The following is a 19,660-nucleotide window of genomic DNA, read 5'->3' on the forward strand; positions in this document are numbered from 1 at the left end:
GTGCCCTCGCCGGTCAGTGCCGGTAGAAGATCCGGTCGCCGTACTCCGTCATCACGCGGCCGTTCCACTCGTGGCCGCCGTCGACGTTCCCGGAGCGGAGCAGCGGCGGCTCGATGCCGCGGCGGACGAGCTCCTCGGCCGCGGCCGCGAGGGTGGCCTGCATGAGGGCACTGGTGACGACGGTCGAGGCGGGCGCGAAGGGGGCCTCGATGCCCTCGTGGGTGAGCTCCGCGTCGCCGACGGCGATCCGGGAGTCGAGGACGATGTCGCAGTGGTCCTTGAGGTACGTCCCCGAGACGTGCCGGGACTTGGTCTCCGTCGCGTACGCCACCGACGTGACGCCGATGACGGTGAGACCGAGCGCGCGGGCGTTCATGGCCATCTCCACGGGCAGGGCGTTGCGCCCGGAGAGGGAGATGATGACCAGGACGTCCCCGGCGGTGGCGGGGGAGGAGTCCAGTACGGCCCCGGCGAGGCCGTCGACGCGTTCGAGGGCGGAGCCGAGGGTCGCCGGCATGACGTCGACGCCGACGACGCCGGGGACGACGAGCAGGTTCATCAGGGCGAGGCCGCCGGCCCGGTAGACGACGTCCTGGGCGGCGAGGGAGGAGTGGCCCGCGCCGAAGGCGAAGAGCCGGTTGCCGTTCGCGACGGCCTCGGCGATCGCGGCGCCGGCCGCGGAGATCTCGGCCGAGTCGCCGTCGCGGACCTGCTGGAGCAGGCCGATCGCGGCGTCGAAGAACTGTCCGGCCAGCTTGCTCTCGCCCGCGCTGTCGCCCATTCCAGAAGCTCCTTCTCGTCGCCGTCGCGTTCGCCGTCGTGTCATGGTCGTGCCCTGGTCGCCGATCACGGTGCGGTCTGGACCATTGCTCTGTCAATACCGCCTGGGGCCGGTGCGGTCCGGTTGTCGGCGCGATGCGTCAGAATTGGTGCAGGGCCAGCGCACGACTCATCGAGGGGCACGTATGTCCGGACTGATCGACACAACGGAGATGTATCTCCGCACCATCCTCGAGCTTGAGGAGGAAGGTGTGGTCCCCATGCGTGCCCGGATCGCCGAGCGGCTCGACCAGAGCGGCCCCACGGTGAGCCAGACGGTGGCCCGGATGGAGCGCGACGGGCTGGTGGCCGTCGCCAGCGACCGGCACCTGGAGCTGACCGACGAGGGCCGCCGCCTCGCCACCCGCGTCATGCGCAAGCACCGCCTCGCGGAGTGTCTGCTCGTCGACGTGATCGGCCTGGAGTGGGAGCAGGTGCACGCCGAGGCCTGCCGCTGGGAGCACGTGATGAGCGAGGCCGTGGAGCGGCGCGTCCTGGAGCTGCTGCGGCACCCGACGGAGTCGCCGTACGGGAACCCGATCCCGGGTCTGGAGGAGCTCGGCGAGAAGGCCGAGGCCGAGGCCTTCCTCGACGACTCGATGGTGTCGCTCGCCGAGCTGGACGCGAGCGAGGGCAAGACGGTGATCGTCCGCCGGATCGGCGAGCCGATCCAGACCGACGCCCAGCTGATGTACACGCTGCGGCGCGCGGGCGTGCAGCCCGGTTCCGTGGTGTCGGTGACGGAGTCCGCCGGCGGCATCCTGGTCGGCAGCAGCGGCGAGGCGGCCGAGCTGGACGCCGAGGTCGCGTCCCACGTCTTCGTGGCCAAGCGCTGACGCGCTGACGCCGGCCCCGGCCGGCGGAGCCTTCCGCGGGGCGCCCCGCCGTTCGTCGTGTCCGACGTCCGGCGGGGCGCCCTTCGTCGTGTCGGCCCGCCCCCCGCCCGATGCCCGTACGGGAGCGGTGCTGGACCCGACGGCCCTCGTGCGCCCCGGTTTACGCCGGAATGGCTACGCCCGCGCCCTGGTCGTGCCACGCTGGAGCGAACGTGGTGCGATACCGGGGAAGGGTGGGGGCCGTGCAGCAGACCGTCGTACGCCCGGCGCCGTCCGCCCCGGAGGCCCGCGCGACCCGGATCGGGGAGGACGCCCGGGCATCCCGGGTGGCGGCGGGCGCCCGCCCGCGCCGGACAGCAGAGGGCCCCGGCGCCTTGCGGCGCCGGGGCCTGTCCTCCCCTGAGCTGACCTGGAGCCCCGAGCTCTCAAGGTCAATCCCCTCGGACCGTTTTCCCCGAGCGGTCCGCCTCCCGTTCAAGATCTCCCCTCGGCAGCGGCCGTCAATCCTTGAGCCCTGTCACTCGAACGAGGGGTGTTGCGCGGCAGGAGCGCATTTTCGAATGCGAGTTCGATAGTCTGGCGTGGTTCGACGGCAAGAAGAGGGGGTGCCAGGGATGGCGCGACGACTCGACGTCACCGGGGCCGACGGCGTACGGCTGGCGGCCTGGGACTTCACGCCCGGGGCCGCCCCGGAGGCCGGACCCGGCGTCTTACTCCTCCACGGCCTGATGGGCCACGCGGCCCACTGGTCCCCGGCGGTCGAGCGCCTCGCCGCGGCGGCGCACCCCGGCACGGCCGCGGGCCCGCCGCACCGCCCCCGCACCGTCGCCCTCGACCAGCGGGGCCACGGGCACAGCGACAAGCCGCCCACCGCCTCCTTCACCCGCGAGGCCTACGTGGCGGACGCGGCCGCGGCGGTCGAGCAGCTCGGGCTCGGCCCGGTCACCCTCATCGGCCACTCCATGGGCGCCCTCACCGCCTGGCAGCTCGCGGCCGAGCGCCCCGACCTCGTCCACGCCCTCGTCATCTGCGACATGCGCGCCTCGGCGCTCGGCGCGGCCTCGCAGCGCGAGTGGCGGGACTGGTTCCGCCGCTGGCCGACCCCGTTCCCCTCGCTCGACGCCGTCCGCCGCTGGTTCGGCGAGGACGACCCGTGGGTCGAGCGCCCGAACCCGGCCCGGGGCGCCTTCTTCGCCGAGGTGATGGCCGAGCACCCGGACGGCTGGCGGCCGGTCTTCGACCCGGAGCAGATGCTGACCTCCCGCGAGACCTGGGTGCACGACGCCCACTGGGAGTCCCTGGCCCAGGTCCGCTGCCCCACGCTGGTCGTCCGCGGCCTCGACGGCGAGCTGGGCCGCGCCGAGGCGCAGGAGATGGTCCGGGTGCTGCCCCACGGGGCGTACGCGGAGATCCCCGACGCCGGCCACCTCCTCCACTACGAGCACGCGGACGCCTGGCGCGAGGCCGTCGGCCCCTTCCTGAACGGCGTCCTGACCTCGTAGGACGGAGTCCGGGCGGGCGCGGGGGAGGGCGGCGGGACGGTCCTCCCCGGGGCGGGTCAGTCCCACTGCTCGTCGGCGAGCGAGGCGACCGGCCTCGGCTTGCCGATGACGGCCAGGGCGATGAAGAAGTTGATCTGGCCGATGGCGATGGTCAGGGTGGCCAGCGCCTTGTCGTCGTAGTGCTTCGCCACCTCGGCGTACAGCTCGTCCGAGACGCGCTCCCGGCCGTGCGGGGCGGGCTGGAGGGTGGCCTCCACCAGGGCGAGGGCCGCGCGCTCGGCCTCGGTGAAGTAGGGGGCGTCCTGCCAGGAGGCGACCGCGGTGATGCGTTCCTCCGACTCCCCGGCCTTGCGGAGGAAGCCGGTGTTCAGGATCGTCAGATAGGTGTTGCCGACGATCTGCCCGGCCCGCAGGTGGACCAGGCTCATCGTGGCGCGCGGCACCGAGCGGTTGCCGGTGGCCCGGAAGAGGGCGGCGCTGACCTCGCCCAACTCGGGTACGAGGGAACCGGGGTCGGGCATCCGGGAGATAGGGCCCGCGGGGGCGGCGGTCGTGGTGGCGGAGTCCGTGTGCGTCATCGCTGCTCTCCTTCGCGGCGCCCGGTGCGGCGCCTTCACAGCACTGACGGAGCTGCCCGCGAAGGTGTGACAGGAATCGGCGGACGGGTTTCCGGTACGGCCGCCGCCGGCCCGCGCCGGGGAGGACGGCGGCGCGTCGACGGGAGCCCGCACAGTCCCCCCGCCGTACCGCCGCCGGGTCACCCCGCCGTACCGCCGCCGGATCACCCCGTCGGCCCCCCGCCGTACCGCCGCCGGGTCACCCCGCCGTGGCCCGCCACACATAGCGGACGTCCGGCTCGCGTTCCTCGTTGCGCAGCCCGTCGGTCCGCTCCGCCTCGACGAAGCCGTGCCGCTCGTAGAACCTCCGGGCCGACGCGTTGACCTGGAACGTCCAGAGCGCCAGGCCCTCCGGGCGCTGCCGCTTGGCCAGCTCCACGAAGCGGTCGCCGAGTCCCCGGCCGCGCCACGAGGGGTCGAGGTACAGCTGGTCCAGCTCCCCGCCGTCGAGGACGAGCAGCCCCACCACGCCGGCCTCCCCGGCCACCGCCACCCAGGTCTCGTACTCCGGCACGACGACGTGGGTGAACCAGCCGCGCACCGCCTCGTCGTCGTGCGCGCGGCGGACGGTGGGCAGCGCGGTGCCGAAGGACCGCAGCCACACCTCGGCCGCGGCGGTCGCGTCGGATGCGCCGGCGCGCCGTATGTCGATGTCGTCGGATGTCACAGTGCGCGAGGATCGCAGACCGCGGGTCGCGCCGCATCCGAATAGCGGGCGGCGGGAGGTGCCCGGCGGGCCGGGCGCCTCCCGCCGGGCCGGGGTCACCGGCGGAACACCTCGAACAGCCGGGTCAGGCTGTCGTCCTGGTGGCCCGCCTCCGCCGCCTGCCGGAAGGCGGCGAGCACGGCGGACGGCAGGGCCGGGTCCACGCCCGAGTCCCGCGTGGTGTGGACGACGTGGTCGAGGCTGGCCACGGCCATCGAGATCCGGTCGACGTCGCCGCCGTGGTCCCCGGCCTCGATCCTCGGCGTGTAGAAGTCGAGGAACTGGCCCATCCCCGTCAGCGTCGCGGTCGCGAGCGGCTTGAGCTCGGACAGGCCGATGCCGTTCGCGTGCGCCAGCGAGGCGGTGTGCAGCCAGGCGGTCAGCGTGGTCCAGAAGAGGTCCATCTGGAGCTGGTAGTACAGCGCGGCCAGGCCCGGGTCCTCGCCGCGGTAGTCGGTGTCCGTCAGGACCTTCAGGGCGTCCTCGTGCTCCTCGAAGAGGTCGCGGGGGCCGCTGTAGAAGGTGCCGAACTCGTGCGTGCCGATGCCGGACGGCGGCGTCTGGACGCCGCCGGTGAGGTGCCGTGCCCCGTGCTTCGCCGCCCAGGCGGCGCCCTGGCGGGCCTGCTCCGGGGTGTCGGAGCTGAGGTTGACCAGGACGCGGCCGTCGAGCGCCGCGGCGGCCGGTTCGAGGATCGCGTACATGGCGGCGTAGTCGGTGAGGCTCAGGACCACCAGCTCGTTGGCGCGCAGGGCCTCCTCGACGCCGGCGGCGAGGACGGCGCCCCGGGCGACCAGCTCGTCGGCGCGGTTCGCGGTGCGGTTCCAGACGGTGACGCGGTAGCCGGCGTCGAGGTAGGCGCCGGCCATGGCGCGGCCCATGGGGCCGAGTCCGACGACGGTCACGGACAGGTCGTCGACGGCAGGGGTGGTGACGGCAGACGTGTTCACGGAATTCTCCCCGAGATGACTAGAACGAACGCTCTATCTAGAGAGGAACCTAGCACAGCTCTAGAGCGATCGCTCTAGTTCGGTACTGTGGAGGGGTGAAGACCAAGGACCCGCACGACCCCGAGACCGCCGGAACCCGCGAGCGGATCGTCCGCACGGCCTCGCGCCTCATGCAGCGACAGGGCTACGAAGGCACCGGCATCAAGCAGATCTCCGTCGAGGCCGGGGCCACCCTCGGCTCCGTCTACCACTTCTTCCCCGGCGGCAAGCAGGAGCTCGGCACGGCGGCCGTCCGGCTCGGCGACGAGGAGTTCGCCGAGATCCTCGCCGAGGCGCTCGACGCGGAACCGGACCCCGCCGAGGCACTCCTCGCCCTCACCGCCTCCCTCGCCGACGGTCTGCGCGCCTCCGACTGGCTCGACGGCTGCCCCGTCACGTCCACGGTCGTCGGCACGGCGCACAGCGCGCCCGGCGTCCAGACGGCGGCGGCCGAGGCGTTCGCCCGCTGGCGGGCGGTGGTCGCCCGCAGGCTGCTCGCCGCGGGCTACCCGGAGACGGACGCCGAGGAGCTGGCGCACACGGTGATCGCCACCCTGGAGGGCGCGGAACTTGCCGCCCAGGTCGCCCGGAGCACCACCCCCCTGGACACCGCGGGCCGCCACCTGGCCCGCCTGCTCGCCTCGTACCGCTGACGGGGGCGGGGGACGGGCGACGGCCCGCCCGGTTCACCCGGGCGGGCCGTCGACGTGCTGGTCCGGAGTCGCCGGCGGTCAGCCCTTGCTGACCGCCGCGAGGATCTCCGGCAGCCGCCGCGCCGTCCGGGGCGCCGCGACCTTGAGGCCGAGCAGGACCAGGAGCGCGCCGTAGAGCGTGCCGGCCGGGAGCAGCAGCCAGAGCAGGGACCGCTGGTCGGAGACGTGCAGGTAGATCGTCGCGCCGATCAGCGGCGCGCACAGCAGGGGGGCCGCGAGCATGCCGCCGAGGATCGAGATCCACGCCAGGGCGCCCTGCCCCGGGGCGACGTTCTTGTAGCCGCTGTCCTGCGGAATCGAGTACGGGAAGACGGCCGAGACCACCGAACCCGTCGCCAGCATCGCGCCCAGCAGGCCGAGCGCCAGGCCGACGGCGTCCGGGAGCCGGTTCCACTCGCCGAGGACGGCGACCGTGAGGACCGTGACGAAGACCGCGTACGGCAGGGTGACCAGGAGCAGGGCCAGCGTCCGCGCCCGCAGCTCGGCGTACGCGTCGGCCGTCGTCGAGATGGTCTGGGCGACCATCCAGAACGCCGAGGTGTCCTGCCCGAACTGGTTGTACATCAGCATGCCGAGCATGCCGGACGCGAAGCACGCCCAGTAGATCGAGCCGGTGCCCTGGAGCGCGTTGACGAGCGGGACGATCAGGCCGAGCGCGAGCGAGGTCACGGCCCCGGCCTTGGTCTTCGGGTCGCGCCACAGGTAGCGCAGGCTGCGCTCCATGACCGCTCCGGTGCGCCCGTCGGGCAGGATGCGGGCGAGCAGCCCCCCGCCGGACCTCTCCCGGACGGCCGCGTCGGACGCCGCGCCGATCGTGGACCCGTCCGGCTCGACCATCAGCCGTACGAGGCTCCGCCGCCACCAGTACGCGAGCGCCGCGAGCGCTCCCGCGGTGAGCAGCAGCCGGGCCGCGGCCACCGCGTGGTCGCCCCGGCTCGCGGAGTCGACCGCGGCGATCGCGGCGGCCGGCGGCAGCCAGCCGACGACGGCCGTCGCCGGCTTCAGCGACTCCAGTCCGCCCGCCTCGCCCAGGCGCTGGGCGCCGAAGTTCACCACCTGGATGCCGACGGCGATGACGAGGCCGCTGAGCAGGGCCAGGTCCCGGCCCTTGCGGGATGTGAGCAGCCGGACGTTGGCGGCGGCCACGGCCCGGGACAGGGCCACGCACGTCACCGCCGTCAGCGGTACGGCGAGGACGGCGACGACGGTGCCGGCCGCGCCGTGCGCGACGGACAGCGCGGCGCCCAGGGCCAGGACGAGGGTGAGGGCGGGGCCGACGGCCACGAGCGAGGCCACGAGCAGCGCACGGACCAGTGGCCGGGGCCGCAGCGGCAGCATGACGAGCCGCGACGGGTCGAGGGTCTCGTCGCCGCTCGGGATGAACAGCGGCATCACCGCCCAGGAGAGTGCGAGGGCCCCCGTGAGCAGGATCGCGACGGCGGCGGCGTCCGCGTTGCCCCGGAGGAGCACGAAGCCCAGCACGAGGGCCGCGGCGAAGAACGCGCCGAAGACGATGGAGACGATGTACGCCGCCGTGCGGCTGCCGGACTGCCGCAGGCTGTTGCGCAGCAGGCTCAGCTTGAGCCGGACGAAGACGGAGGTGAGGGAGGGGGCGGGACCGGCCGGGCGCGCGGTGCCGGGGGCCGTCGCGGTCGGGAGGGCGCTCATCGCCGAGCCCCGCCCGGAGCACCTGCGCCACCGGCGCTGCCGGGGTCGCCCGCGCCACCGGCGCCACCCGCGCCACCGGCCGTCCCCGCCCCGCCGCCCAGCCAGTCCAGCGAGTCGCCGGCGGCCTCGCGCCCGTTGGCGCCGACCAGCTCCAGGAACGCCGCCTGCAGCGACGGCGCCTCGCCCCGTACCTCGGCGAGGGTGCCCTGGGCGCGGATCCGGCCCGCGGCCATCACGGCGACCCAGTCGCAGAGCGACTCGACGAGCTCCATGACGTGGCTGGAGAAGACGACGGTGGCGCCGGAGGCGGTGTACCGCTCCAGGACGCCGCGGATGGTCTGCGCGGAGACCGGGTCGACGCCCTCGAAGGGTTCGTCGAGGAACAGCACCTCCGGGTTGTGGAGGAGGGCCGCCGCGAGCCCGATCTTCTTCCGCATGCCGGTCGAGTAGTCGACGACCAGCTTGTTCTGCGAGCCGGTGAGGTCGAGGACGTCGAGGAGCTGGGCGGCGCGCTTGTCGACCTCGGCGCCGGGCAGCCCCCGCAGCCGGCCGCTGTACGCGAGGAGTTCACGGCCGGACAGCCGCTCGAAGAGCCGCAGGCCCTCGGGCAGGATGCCGATGCGTGCCTTGACCCGGGCGACCGACTCGGGGTCGGCCCACACGTCGTGCCCGGCGACCTGGATGCGTCCCTGGTCGGGACGGAGCAGGCCGGTGATCATCGAGAGCGTGGTGGTCTTGCCCGCGCCGTTGGGCCCCACGAGCCCGATGAACCTGCCGGCGGGCAGCACCAGGTCGATGCCGTTCACCGCGATCTGCTGGCCGAATCGTTTCCACAGGCCCTCGATGCGCACGGCGGGAGCCGCACCGTCCCCCGGTGCGGCTCCCGCCGTCTCGAACGCCCCGTCAAATGCCTGGTCAGGCATGGTCTGTCTGCCCCTCGTCGGTCCCCGTGCGTCTTACCGGCCCCACCCTACGGGCGGGACTCGCGGGGACCCAGGGTCATGACGTCCGGCTTCGCGCCTCCGCGGCCTCCCGGCCGCACGCGTAGGCGAGGGCGCTGATCAGCTCCTCGGCGTCGGGGAGCCAGCGGTTCGCCGGGGTGGGGCGCCGGGCCCACTGGACGGCGCCGCTGCCGCCGACGCGGGTGGGCGGGGCCGCGACGTAGTGGCCCTCGCCGCGGGTGGTGAGGTCGATGGAGGCCGGGACCCAGCCGAGCTTGCGGACGAGGTCCGGCACCTTGGCCGCGGCGCCGGGGAGGACGAAGAAGAACATCCGGCGGTCCGGGGTGCAGGTGACCGGGCCGAGCGTCAGCTCCATCCGCTCCATCCGGGCCAGCGCCAGGAAGCCGGCGGACTCGGGCACCTCGATCGCGTCGAACGTGCGGCCCGTCGGCAGCAGGATCGAGGCCTTGGGCTGCTTCGACCACATGCGCCGGGCCCCGACGCCGCTGCCGGTCGCGAGGGTGGACCAGTCGGGCTTGACCGCGTGGGCGCCGGGCAGGGCGCACGCCTCCGCCCCGCAGGAGCAGCGCTCCCGGCCCTCGACGGCTTCCAGCCAGGTCCCGGGAAACACGTCCCAGTGCCGCTCTTCCGCGTACCGCACGGCACTGTCCAGCAGCTGCTCGCCGCGCTGCTGGGGGATCTGTGCGGCTTCCGTGACTCCGATGGTCTCTTCCACGTGGAACACAACTTCCCCCGCCACCTGGGGTTACGGCCAGGGCGCGGAGCGGTGTGAGGCATCGATCCTGCACGCGGGGCGCATCGGTGCACGAGCGGGGGCGCGCGGAGGGCCGGGGAGCTGGGGTGGGTACGGAGAGGTGGGGGCGCCGGTGGCGAAGCCGCAACCGACGTGTCCGGTTTCGCGTGTTCACATCGGCATTGACCGGATATCCACCGGGCAGTGATCTGTTCTCCGATGATCACCGCACGGCCTCAGGGGGTACTCATGGCAGCCAGGCCACTCGTTCCGCGTCAGCTCAACGAACGGCTCCAGGCGCTCATCCAGGAGGCCGGCTGCTCCAACGCCGGTCTCGCCCGCAGGGTCAACATGGTCGGCGCGGAGCGCGGCCTCGACCTGCGGTACGACAAGACGTCGGTGGCGCGCTGGCTGCGCGGCCAGCAGCCGCGCGGGCGGGCGCCGGGGGTCATCGCCGAGGCCCTCGGGCGCAAGCTGGGCCGCACGGTGACCATCGACGAGGTCGGCATGGCCAACGGCCGCAACCTCGCGGCCGGGGTGGGCCTCCAGTTCGCGCCGACCGTGCCCGGCGCGATCGAGCAGGTCTGCGAGCTGTGGCGGAGCGACGTGGGCCGCCGGGACTTCCTCTCCGGCTCCGCGGTGGCGGCCTCCGCGCTCGTCGAGCCCAGCCGGGACTGGCTGATCACGGGCCCGGACGCGCACGTGGCCCGGATGGCGGGGGCGCGCGTCGGGGTCGCGGACGTCGCGGCCGTACGGGAGATGACGGCGGCGCTGGTCGACCTCGACCGGCGGTTCGGCAGCGGGCACGTGCGTCCCGTGGTCGTCCACTACCTCAACAGCGTGGTGTCGGGCATGCTGTCCGGCTCGTACCGGGAGGCGGTCGGACGGCAGCTGTTCGCCGCGGTCGCCCGACTGACCGAACTCGCGGGGTACATGGCGGTCGACACGGGCGAACCGGGGCTGGCCCAGCGGTACTACATCCAGGCGCTGCGGCTCGCGCAGGCCGCGGGGGACCGGGGGTACGGCGGGTACGTCCTCGCCGCCTCCATGAGTCACCTCGCCGCCCAGCTCGGAAACCCGCGGGAGATCGCCCAGTTGGCGCGGGCCGCGCAGGAGGGCGCGCGGGGGAAGGTGCCGCCGCGGGCGGAGGCGATGTTCCTCGCGGCCGAGGCGCGCGGGCACGCCCTGCTCGGGGACCTCAGCGCCTTCGAGACGGCGGCGGGCCGTGCCGTACGGGCGCTGGAGCAGGCCGATCCGGAGGCGGGCGACGACCCGGTGTGGATCGCGCACTTCGACGCGGCGTATCTGGCGGACGAACTGGCCCACTGCTACCGGGACCTGGGGCAGGCGGAGGCCGCGGCGCGGGCGGCGGAGGAGTCGATCGCCGGGCATCCGGAGACGCGCGCGCGGCGCCGGGCCATCGGCCTGGCGCTGCTGGCCTCGGCGCAGGTGCAGCAGCGCGAGGTCGAGGAGGCCTGCCGCACGGGCACGCGGGCGCTCGAACTGCTGGGCACGCTGCGGTCGTCGAGGGGCGCGGAGTACCTGGACGACCTGCGGGAGCGCCTGGAGCCGTACGCGGGGGAGGCGGTGGTGCGGGAGTTCGGGGCGCGCGTCGAGCTCTACGCCGCGTAGTCCCCGGTGGCGGCGGTGCCGTGCGAGAAGGTTGTGTAACCGGGCTCACACGTGTGTGCGGAGCCCCGGGCGCACCCGGTAGCGTGAGCCGACGATTCCGTAGGTCCATCAGTAGGAGTCCCGGTGACGCAGAACGGACAGGGTCCGGAGCCGCAGTACCCGGCGGTGCCCCCGGCGCAGAACGCCCCAGGGGGAGCACAGCCGTACGGTGGCGCCTGGGGTCCCGCCGGCGCAGCGCCGGGCGGGCAGCCCCTGCCGCCCGCACAGCCCCTGCCCCCGGAGGCGGCTCCGGGCGCCGCCGCCGACATGCAGTCCACCCAGTACCTGCCGCCGGTCGCGCCGCAGCCCGGCTACGGCTACCCGGGGCCGGGCGCCCCCGGCGGCGCGGACCTGCAGGCGACCCAGCACATCCCGCCGGTCCCGGGCGGGATGCCGCCCGCGCAGGGCGGCATACCCCAGGCGCCGGGCCCGCAGCCGGGCTACGGCTACCCGCAGCAGGCGCCCGGCGCGATGCCGCAGGCCGGGCAGGGGCCCGGGTACGGCTATCCGCACCCGGCCGCCGACCTCCAGGCCACCCAGCACATCGCGCCGGTGCCGCCGCAGCAGCAGGGCGGCGGCGCCCAGACCCGGTTCCTCGGCACCGGCCCGCTCCAGGCGCAGGGCCCCGGGCCCGCGGGCGCCTCCGACGCGACCCAGTACATCGCCCCGGTGCCGGCGCAGGAGCCCGGCGAGCGGCAGCCGCCCGCCGAGTTCGACAACCTCTTCCGCACGGAGTCCCCGCGGGCGCCGCAGGCCCCGCAGCAGCCGCACGCGCAGGCCTACCGGCAGCCCGCCCCGGCCCCGTACCAGCAGCAGCACCAGCAGCAGCCGCCTGCACCCCCGCAGCAGTACGCGTACCAGGGCGCCTACTACGACGACGGCGGCGACCCCGAGCCGCCGCGCCGCAAGTCCCCGGTCGCCCTGATCGCCGCCGTCGTCGTCGGCTGTGCCGTCGTCGGCCTCGGCGCCGGCGCGCTGCTCAGCGGCGGTGACGACGACAAGGACCCTAAGAAGGGCGCCGAGACCGTGGCGGGGAGCTCCGCCGCCCCGTCCGGCGAGGCGACGAGCGCGCCGGCCGAGAAGCCGGCCGACCCGGCCGAGCCGCAGGCGCAGGAGCTGAGCAAGCTCCTCGCGACCAGCAGCAGCAGCCGGGACACGGTGATCAGCTCGGTCGAGTCCATCAAGCAGTGCAAGAACCTGGACAAGGCCACGAGCGACCTGCGGGGCGCCGCCGAGCAGCGCCGTGGTCTGGTCACCAGGCTCCGCACGCTGTCGGTCGACAAGATCCCGGACAACCCGGCGCTGACGTCCGCGCTCACCAAGGCCTGGGAGGCCTCGGCGGCGGCGGACGACCACTACGCGGCCTGGGGCGACCAGATGAAGGCCAAGAAGGCCTGCAAGGGCGGCAAGGCCCGCTCGACCCCGCAGCTGGCCGCGGCGAACACCAAGAGCGGCGAGGCCACCGCCGCCAAGAAGCAGGCGGCCTCGCTGTGGAACCCGACGGCCGCCAAGTACGGCCTGGAGAAGCGGGCGTACACCCAGCTGTAGCCCGCGCGGGGCCCCCGCCGCGCGATCCGCGGCGGGGAGGGCTTCAGGGGGCGCTCAGCACGGTGTCGCCGACATCGACGAAGCCGGGCCGCTGCGCCACCAGCCGCCCCTCGCGCACCACCTGGAAGGTCACCTCGCGGTTGATGATCCGGGGGAAGCCCGGGGCGCCGAGCAGGTCCTCGTACTTCCAGCGGAGGGCCGGGGTCAGGCCGCCGGTGTCGATGCGCGCGCCCCGGTCGAGGGCGTACGCGATCCGGGTGGCCGTGACCTCGTCGCCGTCGAGGGACTCCACGACCTCCTTGAGCACCGTGTAGGCGATCCAGGTGGTCTGGACGCCCGCGTCGGTCGGGTCGACCCGGTTGTCGGCGAAGGCGTGCTCCTGGACGACCTTGCGCATCGGGGCCCAGCTCCTGTCGGACGCCTCCGGGTACCAGCCGGTGACGAAGGCGCCCTCGAAGGGGCTGTGGGCGCCGCCGGTGCGGTCGATCACGGGCTGGCCGACGCTGCCGAGGACGGACGAGATCCGCACGCCGTCCGTCCGCTCGCCGTCCCCGCCGCTTCCGCCGTCCCCGCCGTCCTCCTGCTCCGGGAGGCGGCGGAAGGAGTCGAAGAAGGTCTGGGTGCGCTCGCCGAGGACGGCGGTGACGCAGCCGTTCTCGTCGCCGGCCTTCTCCCTGGCCCGGGAGGCGGACTCGGTGTACTCGGCGGCGTCCTCGACGGCGGGGATGTCGACGGCGCCGCGGTGGCTCGCCTTGCGGAGGCCCGAGTTGAGGAGCTCGGGGAGCTTGTCGCCGGCCAGGGTGTCGGGCCGGACGAGGGAGACCGTGCGGCAGGCCGCGGCGAGCTGCATGCCGTGCCCGGCGATGAGGGAGGCCTGGCCGCCGTTGACGGGATAGGAGAGCGGGCTGGTGAACTCGTCCTCCGATATCCCGTAGCCGCCGATGTACGGGATGCCGGCGGCCTCCAGGGGGGCCATGAAGGCGCGGCCGTTCTGGCTGTACGAGCCGACGACGGCCACCGCCCCCTCCCGGACGGCGCGGCGCGCGCAGGCGGCGGCGCCGGTGGTGGTGTTGTGCTCGTTGCAGGTGAGGACGCGCAGCTCGTGGCCGTCGATGCCGCCCTGGGAGTTGACCCAGCGGGCGAAGGTCTGGGCCATGGCGGGCATTCCGGGCATGTTGGTGGCACGGGTCTGGTCGGGAGCCCACGTCATGACGGTGATGGGCTCCCTGGAACCCCCCGTGGTTCCAGGGAGCACGCCACACCCGGTGAGCAGCGAGGCTCCGGCCGTCGCGGTCGTGACGTACGCGAGGAGTGAGGTCAGTCGCCGTCCGGTCATGGACACGCACATTTCCGCCCCATGGGTAACGCGGGAGTGAGCGCGGGTCGACACGGGGTGACGTGACGGTGAATTGCGGGGGCGGCGAGGGGGCGGGTCCGGCCGCCAGACAGGGGAACGTACGATCGAAAGGTGTCCAGTCCAGTCTCCGGTTCGGTGAACTCTTCCCGTCGCGGCCGTCGCTCCTCCACCATGGGCGGCATGCCGCTCAACGACATGCCGTGGTGGCGCTGGCGCAGCAACGTGCGCTCGGCGCTGCACATGCTCTCCGACCCCGGGTTCCACGAGACCACCTGGCTGGCCGGCCTCGACGGGTACGGCGACGTCACCGACGCCGTCTACCGCCTCGTCGAGGACACCTGGCTCGACAACTGGTCCGCCGAGAAGTACGTCGGCGCGATCTTCCGCGACACCGGCGAGGCCGCCCTCGTCGACGTCGCCGTCCTCCGGGTGCTGCGCATCATGCACCAGGTGGGCCCCGACGCCCCCGTCTCCGCCTACCTCGGGCACCCCGGGTGGCCGGAGGCCGTGCGGGCCGCCCGCGAGGCCCACGTACGCCTCGCGCAGGCGGACGGGGAGGACCCGGACACCCCGCCGCGCTCCCTCGACGTGCTGCACATCATGACGGGGTCCGTATGACGGGGTCCGTCTGACGGACGGCGGGTCACCGCGCGGCTCCGGATGTGGCAGGCTGACGGGATGACCGACCAGTACGTCCTCACCCTCTCGTGCCCCGACAAGCAGGGCATCGTGCACGCCGTGTCGAGCTACCTCTTCATCACCGGCTGCAACATCGAGGACAGTCAGCAGTTCGGAGACCGCGACACCGGGCTCTTCTTCATGCGGGTCCACTTCTCGGCCGAGGCCCCGGTGAACGTCGACAAGCTGCGGGCCAGCTTCGTCGCGGTCGGCGACTCCTTCGGGATGGACTGGCAGATCCACCGCGCCGACCAGCGCATGCGGGTCGTCCTCATGGTGTCGAAGTTCGGCCACTGCCTGAACGACCTGCTGTTCCGGTCGCGGCTGGGGGCGCTGCCGGTCGAGATCGTGGCCGTGGTCTCCAACCACACGGACTTCGAGGAGCTCGTCGGCTCGTACGGGCTGCCCTTCCGGCACATCCCGGTCACCAAGGACACCAAGGCGGAGGCGGAGGCCGAGCTCCTCGACCTGGTCCGCGAGGAGAACGTCGAGCTGGTCGTCCTCGCCCGCTACATGCAGGTCCTCTCCGACGACCTCTGCAAGCAGCTCTCCGGGCGGATCATCAACATCCACCACTCCTTCCTCCCGAGCTTCAAGGGTGCGAAGCCCTACCACCAGGCGCACGCGCGCGGCGTGAAGCTGATCGGCGCGACCGCCCACTACGTGACGGCCGACCTCGACGAGGGCCCGATCATCGAGCAGGAGGTCGAGCGCGTCGGCCACGAGGTGACTCCGGACCAGCTGGTGGCGATCGGCCGCGACGTGGAGTGCCAGGCCCTGGCCCGCGCGGTCAAGTGGCACGCGGAGCACCGCATCCTGCTGAACGGCCGCCGCACGGTGGTCTTCGCCTAGGAAGCCGCACCGGCCGCACCGGGCGCACCGGGCGCTTCGGCTACAGCCGGCTCAGCGACGCCGCCGCCGACAGGACGTCCCTGATCGCCTCGCGGTCGCCGTCCTGTCCCGCCGCGGCCTCCTCCGGGGAGATGTGGCCCGCGACCAGCTGGCAGAACTCGACCCCGTCCATCGCCACCTGAGCCACCGCCTGCTCCGGCGAACCGAGCGCCGCCGGCGAGTCCAGCGCGATGTACCAGTGGCCGCCGCCCGCGCCCTCCACCTCCAGATGGAGCGAGCGGCCCGGTGCGCCCGCCGCGACCAGGTGGCGGGCCGGGGCGGCGAGCCCCGCGCGGCGCCGGTTGGCCAGGGCGCCGGGCAGCAGCCGGGCGGCCAGGTCGATCATGCCGTGCAGATGCGCACCGCTCGGCGCGGCGTACGGGTACGCCACCGCGTTCGCGATGTCGTCCGCGTGCACCCAGCACTCGAACGCCCGCTCCAGCAGGGAGTCCCGCAGCGGCAGCGCGAAGTCCTTGTACGTGACCGTCAGGTCCGCGACGCCCCGTCCGGCGAAGGCCACCGTCCGGATCAGCGTGTGGCTCTGGTCCCGCCACGGGCCGCGGATCGAGCGGTTCGGCGGCCGGTCGAGGCCGGACCAGAAGGCGTCCGTCCGCTCCGACGGCGACAGCTCCGGGGTCCCCGCGCCGAGCGGGTCGTCCAGGCCGAGCGCGGCCGACACGAGCCCGTCCACCGCGAGGAGGTGGCCCATGACCCCGGCGACCGTTGCCTTCCGGCGGACGATCCGGCCCTCCTCGTACCACTTGAGCCGGACCGGCGCGTGCCACTCCGACTCCCCGATGTCGCGGAGGAGGGCGTCGAGCCGTGCGGTCTCCGCGTCGTACGGTGTGACCCAGTCCGGGACCGGGATGCGGGCCGGCCGCCGGCCCAGGCAGTTCTCCAGCACCCGGGACCGCAGCAGCGGATCCAGGTCCAGGTCGCGGTCCTCGTGCAGCAGGGCCACCGCGTCCCGGAGCCGCAGCGCCTCGTCCGCGCACGGCGCGCAGGCCGTCAGGTGGTCCTCGACGGCCTGCGTCTCCCCGGCCGAGCACGCCGAGAGCGCCCAGGCCCCGAGCAGGGACTTGAGCACTCCGTGGGTCAGCACGGGCACCTCGGGCTCGGGCTCCGCCCCGGGCGGCTCCTCCGCCGGCGCTCCGGCCGGGTCGGCCGTCAGGTCGGCGTGGTCGTCCGCCGACCGGCGGGGTCCCGGTATCCACGGGGCGCGTGCGACGTCGTCACCGTCGTCGCCGTTCGCCCGGGTCACCGTGTGCGCCCGTAGCCGGGCGGGCCGCCGCCCTCGGCGAAGGGACGGTTCGCGGAGGAGAGCAGCTGGAGGCCCAGGCGCAGCCGGCGGCGCGCCTCGTCCTCGGTGACGCCGAGGTCGGCCGCGGTCTGCCGGTAGTCCCGCCGCTGGAAATAAGCCAGTTCGAGAGCGGCGCGGAGCGGGGTCGGCATGGAGGTGACGATGTAGTCGGCGCGGGCCGCGACCGAGGCCCGCCGCACCTTCTGCTCCAGCTCCTCGGCCGAGCCCCGGCCCGTCTCCGCGTAGGCCGTCGTCTCCGTCTGCCGCAGCCGGTGGACGGCCTGCCGCTGCGTCAGCTTCGCCACCCAGGAGCGCAGGTTCCCCTGCTTGGGGTCGTAGGCGTCCGGGTTCTCCCAGATGTAGCCGAAGACCTCGCGGGTGATCTGGTCGGCCGCGTCGTCGTCGCCCAGGACCCGGTGGGCGAGGCTGTGCACCAGGGCGGCGAACCGGTCGTACAGCTCGCCGAGCGCGGCGGCCTCGCCGCGTGCCAACCGCTGCTGCATCCTGCGGTCCCAGCGCGGTGGTGTGTCCATCGCCATGCGACCCTCGCCCCTCCCGGCTCCGGCGGCTCTCCGTCCGTACTCCAAAGTAGTGCGCCGGGCGGACGGCGTACGCATGTTTGCCGCAACTTCGCCCTTGACGCGGACGCGGATGGTAAGGAACGCGTCATCCTCGGATTCGCGGGTTTCGGGTCGCGCCCAGGGGGCAGGCGCCCGGCGTGACGACGATCGAGGTCGACGAGAACGAGTACGGCGCCTGGACGGTGCTCCGCGTGCGGGGCGAGATGGACCTGGTCACCTCGCCCCGGATACGCCGCAGCGTCCACGCCGCCGTGGCGGGCGGTCGGCACGACCTGGTGATCGACCTGTCCGGCGTGCGGTTCTGCGACTCCAGCGGCGTCGGGGTGCTGATCGCGGCCCGCCGGCTGCTCCGCTCCTGCGGGGGCAGACTGCGCCTGATCCTCCCCGACGAGCAGGACGGCCACGTGGCCCGGGTCCTGGCCGCACTCGGCGTCCAGCGCCTCTTCGAGGTGTACGAGGACGTGCCGGACGCCCTGCCGGAGGATCCCGGGCCGTCCCCGGCGGATCTCCCCGGACAGCGGGCCGGCGACGGACGGCGGGTCAGCGGCCGAACCGCTCCCTGAGCCGGTACTTCAGCACCTTCCGCAGGCCCTCGTTGCGGGGGAGCGCGGCCACCACCTCCAGCTGCTCGGGCAGCTTGTGCACGGACAGGCCGGCCTCCCGCAGGAAGGCGGTCACCGCGGGCAGGGTCAGCGGCCCGGCTCCCGGGGGCTGCTCGACGACGGCGCAGACGCGCTCGCCGCGCTCGTCGTCCGGGAGCCCGACGACGGCGACGTCGCCGACGTCCGGGTGCCCGTGCAGGAGGTCCTCGATCTCCTTCGCCGAGATGTTCTCGCCCTTGCGGATGATGATGTCCTTGACGCGGCCGGTCAGGACGAGGTGCCCGCTCGGGGTGAGGTGTCCGACGTCGCCGGTGACGAGGAAGCCGTCCTCGTCGAAGGCGGCCGCCGTCGCCGCCGGGTCCAGGTAGCCCCGGCAGACGGCCTCCCCGCGGAGCCGCACCTCTCCCGAGGGGGTGATCCGGATCTCCATGCCGGCCGGCGGGCGGCCCTCGGTGGTGGCGAGGTTCTCGGCGGTGTCGTCGGGCGAGCCCATGGTGATCATGGGGACCTCGGTCATGCCGTATCCGTGGGTGAGCTGGCAGCCCAGCTCCCTGCGCACCGCGTGGTAGATCTCCGGCGGCTTCGGCGCGCCGCCGCCCGCGAGGAGCCGGAGGGTGGGGATGACCGGTTCGCCGGGGTTCTTGCGCTGCTCGGCGAGGAACATCGCGTAGAAGGCGGTGGAGCCGCCGGCGACGGTCACTCCGTGCCGCCGGTACTCGGCGAGGGCCTCGGGCAGCGCGAACTGCTCGAACATGACGGCCGGGAAGCCGTACAGCAGCAGCATCACCGTGTAGTCGGGCCCGGCGATGTGCGCGTACGGGAAGGCCATCGAGCCGACGTCGGAGGCGGTGAGCCGGAGCGCGTGGGCGAGGCAGGAGCCGCCCGCGAGGAGTGAGCGGTCGGTGTGCAGGACGCCCTTGGGGTCCGAGGTGGTGCCCGAGGTCCAGTAGATCCAGCGGACGTCGGTCCCGGAGGCGGGCGGCGGGGGGAGTGTCGCGGGGTCGCCGTCCGGCAGGGAGTCGGGGCCGTACACCTCGAAGACGCCGCGGGCGCCGAGCCGGCGGGCCATCCCGGCGTGGTCGAATCCGCGCCAGGTGCCGGGGACGGCGAAGAACTCGGCCTTGGACTCGCGCAGCGCGAAGCCGACCTCCTTGTCCCGGTAGAAGGGGATCACGGGAGTCTGCACGGCTCCGAGGCGGGCGAGCGCGAAGGAGAGCACCGCGGTCTCGATGCGGGTGGGCAGCTGCCAGGCGACGACCGTGCCCGGGCGCACCCCCAGGGCGTGCAGGCCCGCGGCGCAGCGCTCGGCGCGCTCGCGCAGGCCGCCGAAGGTGAGGACCCGGTCGCCCTGGAGGAGGACGGGCCGGTCGGGGGTGAGGGCGGCGCGGCGCTCGACGAGCTCCCAGAGCGTGCGGGACCCGCCCAGGGCGTGTGCGGTCTGATCCATGACCGGACTCCTCTTGGCTGACGTTCCGTCAGATCGTGCG

The 19,660-nt window shown here is 74.0% G+C and carries 19 protein-coding genes; 8 read left to right on the forward strand and 11 right to left on the reverse strand.

Going from position 1 to position 19,660, the window contains the following annotated elements:
• Positions 1-13 precede the first annotated feature (13 nt).
• A complete protein-coding gene (locus ACF09E_RS21985; protein WP_392206632.1) occupies positions 14-781 on the reverse strand; it encodes an SIS domain-containing protein in 768 nt (255 codons plus the stop codon).
• A gap of 184 nt (positions 782-965) precedes the next feature.
• Here ACF09E_RS21985 and ACF09E_RS21990 point away from each other — a divergent pair, with 184 nt between their 5' ends.
• Both ACF09E_RS21990 and ACF09E_RS21995 read left to right on the forward strand, forming a co-directional pair.
• On the forward strand, positions 966-1,655 hold the full coding sequence (locus tag ACF09E_RS21990; protein ID WP_388792528.1) for a metal-dependent transcriptional regulator: 690 nt from the start codon (positions 966-968) through the stop codon (positions 1,653-1,655).
• 614 nt (positions 1,656-2,269) lie between these two features.
• On the forward strand, positions 2,270-3,157 hold the full coding sequence (locus ACF09E_RS21995; protein ID WP_392206633.1) for an alpha/beta fold hydrolase: 888 nt from the start codon (positions 2,270-2,272) through the stop codon (positions 3,155-3,157).
• 56 nt (positions 3,158-3,213) lie between these two features.
• On the opposite strand, the gene ACF09E_RS22000 is transcribed toward ACF09E_RS21995, so the two are convergent.
• From ACF09E_RS22000 to ACF09E_RS22010, 3 genes are all read right to left on the reverse strand, one after another.
• Entirely contained in the window at positions 3,214-3,735 is a 522-nt protein-coding gene (locus tag ACF09E_RS22000; RefSeq protein ID WP_392206634.1) for a carboxymuconolactone decarboxylase family protein, read from the reverse strand.
• A gap of 238 nt (positions 3,736-3,973) precedes the next feature.
• Positions 3,974-4,441 (reverse strand): GNAT family N-acetyltransferase, encoded by a 468-nt coding sequence (locus ACF09E_RS22005; RefSeq protein WP_392206635.1) that lies wholly within the window; start codon positions 4,439-4,441, stop codon positions 3,974-3,976.
• A gap of 95 nt (positions 4,442-4,536) precedes the next feature.
• The gene (locus ACF09E_RS22010; RefSeq protein WP_392206636.1) at positions 4,537-5,430 is read right to left on the reverse strand and encodes an NAD(P)-dependent oxidoreductase; all 894 of its coding nucleotides are present in this window, start codon (positions 5,428-5,430) and stop codon (positions 4,537-4,539) included.
• Positions 5,431-5,525: 95 nt separating this feature from the next.
• Between ACF09E_RS22010 and ACF09E_RS22015 the strand changes: the two genes are divergently transcribed.
• Positions 5,526-6,122: a TetR/AcrR family transcriptional regulator gene (locus ACF09E_RS22015; RefSeq protein ID WP_392206637.1), complete on the forward strand. Its 597-nt coding sequence runs from the start codon at positions 5,526-5,528 to the stop codon at positions 6,120-6,122.
• Positions 6,123-6,200: 78 nt separating this feature from the next.
• Here the strand turns inward: ACF09E_RS22015 and ACF09E_RS22020 are convergent, their stop codons facing one another.
• The 3 genes from ACF09E_RS22020 to ACF09E_RS22030 all read right to left on the reverse strand — a co-directional run bounded on the left by ACF09E_RS22020 (position 6,201) and on the right by ACF09E_RS22030 (position 9,536).
• Positions 6,201-7,850: a transporter gene (locus ACF09E_RS22020; protein ID WP_392206638.1), complete on the reverse strand. Its 1,650-nt coding sequence runs from the start codon at positions 7,848-7,850 to the stop codon at positions 6,201-6,203.
• On the reverse strand, positions 7,847-8,773 hold the full coding sequence (locus tag ACF09E_RS22025; protein ID WP_392206639.1) for an ABC transporter ATP-binding protein: 927 nt from the start codon (positions 8,771-8,773) through the stop codon (positions 7,847-7,849). The genes ACF09E_RS22020 and ACF09E_RS22025 overlap by 4 nt, the downstream gene beginning before the upstream one ends.
• Before the next feature lie 76 nt (positions 8,774-8,849).
• Positions 8,850-9,536 (reverse strand): bifunctional DNA primase/polymerase, encoded by a 687-nt coding sequence (locus ACF09E_RS22030; RefSeq protein ID WP_392206640.1) that lies wholly within the window; start codon positions 9,534-9,536, stop codon positions 8,850-8,852.
• 258 nt (positions 9,537-9,794) lie between these two features.
• Between ACF09E_RS22030 and ACF09E_RS22035 the strand changes: the two genes are divergently transcribed.
• Positions 9,795-11,177, forward strand: a complete 1,383-nt coding sequence (locus ACF09E_RS22035; protein WP_361853767.1) for a transcriptional regulator — start codon at positions 9,795-9,797, stop codon at positions 11,175-11,177.
• Positions 11,178-11,300: 123 nt separating this feature from the next.
• Positions 11,301-12,764, forward strand: a complete 1,464-nt coding sequence (locus ACF09E_RS22040) for a hypothetical protein (RefSeq protein ID WP_392206641.1) — start codon at positions 11,301-11,303, stop codon at positions 12,762-12,764.
• 43 nt (positions 12,765-12,807) lie between these two features.
• Here ACF09E_RS22040 and ACF09E_RS22045 read toward each other — a convergent pair whose 3' ends face one another.
• Positions 12,808-14,100 (reverse strand): ABC transporter substrate-binding protein, encoded by a 1,293-nt coding sequence (locus ACF09E_RS22045; protein WP_392206642.1) that lies wholly within the window; start codon positions 14,098-14,100, stop codon positions 12,808-12,810.
• Positions 14,101-14,292: 192 nt separating this feature from the next.
• On the opposite strand from ACF09E_RS22045, the gene ACF09E_RS22050 reads away from it, so the two are divergent.
• Both ACF09E_RS22050 and purU read left to right on the forward strand, forming a co-directional pair.
• On the forward strand, positions 14,293-14,739 hold the full coding sequence (locus ACF09E_RS22050; protein ID WP_361853802.1) for a hypothetical protein: 447 nt from the start codon (positions 14,293-14,295) through the stop codon (positions 14,737-14,739).
• A gap of 60 nt (positions 14,740-14,799) precedes the next feature.
• Positions 14,800-15,651, forward strand: a complete 852-nt coding sequence (gene purU, locus ACF09E_RS22055) for a formyltetrahydrofolate deformylase (RefSeq protein WP_392206643.1) — start codon at positions 14,800-14,802, stop codon at positions 15,649-15,651.
• A 40-nt stretch (positions 15,652-15,691) separates the two neighbouring features.
• Here the strand turns inward: purU and ACF09E_RS22060 are convergent, their stop codons facing one another.
• Entirely contained in the window at positions 15,692-16,951 is a 1,260-nt protein-coding gene (locus ACF09E_RS22060; RefSeq protein ID WP_392206644.1) for a maleylpyruvate isomerase N-terminal domain-containing protein, read from the reverse strand.
• Positions 16,948-17,529 carry a sigma-70 family RNA polymerase sigma factor gene (locus tag ACF09E_RS22065; RefSeq protein ID WP_392206645.1) on the reverse strand — a complete coding sequence of 194 codons (582 nt, stop codon included), beginning with the start codon at positions 17,527-17,529 and terminating at the stop codon, positions 16,948-16,950. The genes ACF09E_RS22060 and ACF09E_RS22065 overlap by 4 nt, the downstream gene beginning before the upstream one ends.
• Before the next feature lie 179 nt (positions 17,530-17,708).
• Between ACF09E_RS22065 and ACF09E_RS22070 the strand changes: the two genes are divergently transcribed.
• A complete protein-coding gene (locus ACF09E_RS22070) occupies positions 17,709-18,134 on the forward strand; it encodes an STAS domain-containing protein (protein WP_392206646.1) in 426 nt (141 codons plus the stop codon).
• Here ACF09E_RS22070 and ACF09E_RS22075 read toward each other — a convergent pair.
• A complete protein-coding gene (locus tag ACF09E_RS22075; protein WP_392206647.1) occupies positions 18,112-19,620 on the reverse strand; it encodes a class I adenylate-forming enzyme family protein in 1,509 nt (502 codons plus the stop codon). The genes ACF09E_RS22070 and ACF09E_RS22075 overlap by 23 nt on opposite strands.
• Positions 19,621-19,660: the final 40 nt, after the last annotated feature.

It is taken from the genome of Streptomyces sp. NPDC014891 (genome assembly GCF_043081085.1).
Lineage (GTDB): Bacteria > Actinomycetota > Actinomycetes > Streptomycetales > Streptomycetaceae > Streptomyces.

Coding starts and splice junctions, on each gene's coding strand:
- ACF09E_RS21985 (WP_392206632.1), bottom strand. CDS start 781: ATGGGCGACAGCGCGGGCGAGAGCAAGCTGGCCGGACAGTTCTTCGAC.
- ACF09E_RS22025 (WP_392206639.1), bottom strand. CDS start 8,773: ATGCCTGACCAGGCATTTGACGGGGCGTTCGAGACGGCGGGAGCCGCA.
- purU (WP_392206643.1), top strand. CDS start 14,800: ATGACCGACCAGTACGTCCTCACCCTCTCGTGCCCCGACAAGCAGGGC.
- ACF09E_RS22020 (WP_392206638.1), bottom strand. CDS start 7,850: ATGAGCGCCCTCCCGACCGCGACGGCCCCCGGCACCGCGCGCCCGGCC.
- ACF09E_RS21995 (WP_392206633.1), top strand. CDS start 2,270: ATGGCGCGACGACTCGACGTCACCGGGGCCGACGGCGTACGGCTGGCG.
- ACF09E_RS22065 (WP_392206645.1), bottom strand. CDS start 17,529: ATGGCGATGGACACACCACCGCGCTGGGACCGCAGGATGCAGCAGCGG.
- ACF09E_RS22075 (WP_392206647.1), bottom strand. CDS start 19,620: ATGGATCAGACCGCACACGCCCTGGGCGGGTCCCGCACGCTCTGGGAG.
- ACF09E_RS22000 (WP_392206634.1), bottom strand. CDS start 3,735: ATGACGCACACGGACTCCGCCACCACGACCGCCGCCCCCGCGGGCCCT.
- ACF09E_RS21990 (WP_388792528.1), top strand. CDS start 966: ATGTCCGGACTGATCGACACAACGGAGATGTATCTCCGCACCATCCTC.
- ACF09E_RS22045 (WP_392206642.1), bottom strand. CDS start 14,100: ATGACCGGACGGCGACTGACCTCACTCCTCGCGTACGTCACGACCGCG.
- ACF09E_RS22050 (WP_361853802.1), top strand. CDS start 14,293: ATGGGCGGCATGCCGCTCAACGACATGCCGTGGTGGCGCTGGCGCAGC.
- ACF09E_RS22035 (WP_361853767.1), top strand. CDS start 9,795: ATGGCAGCCAGGCCACTCGTTCCGCGTCAGCTCAACGAACGGCTCCAG.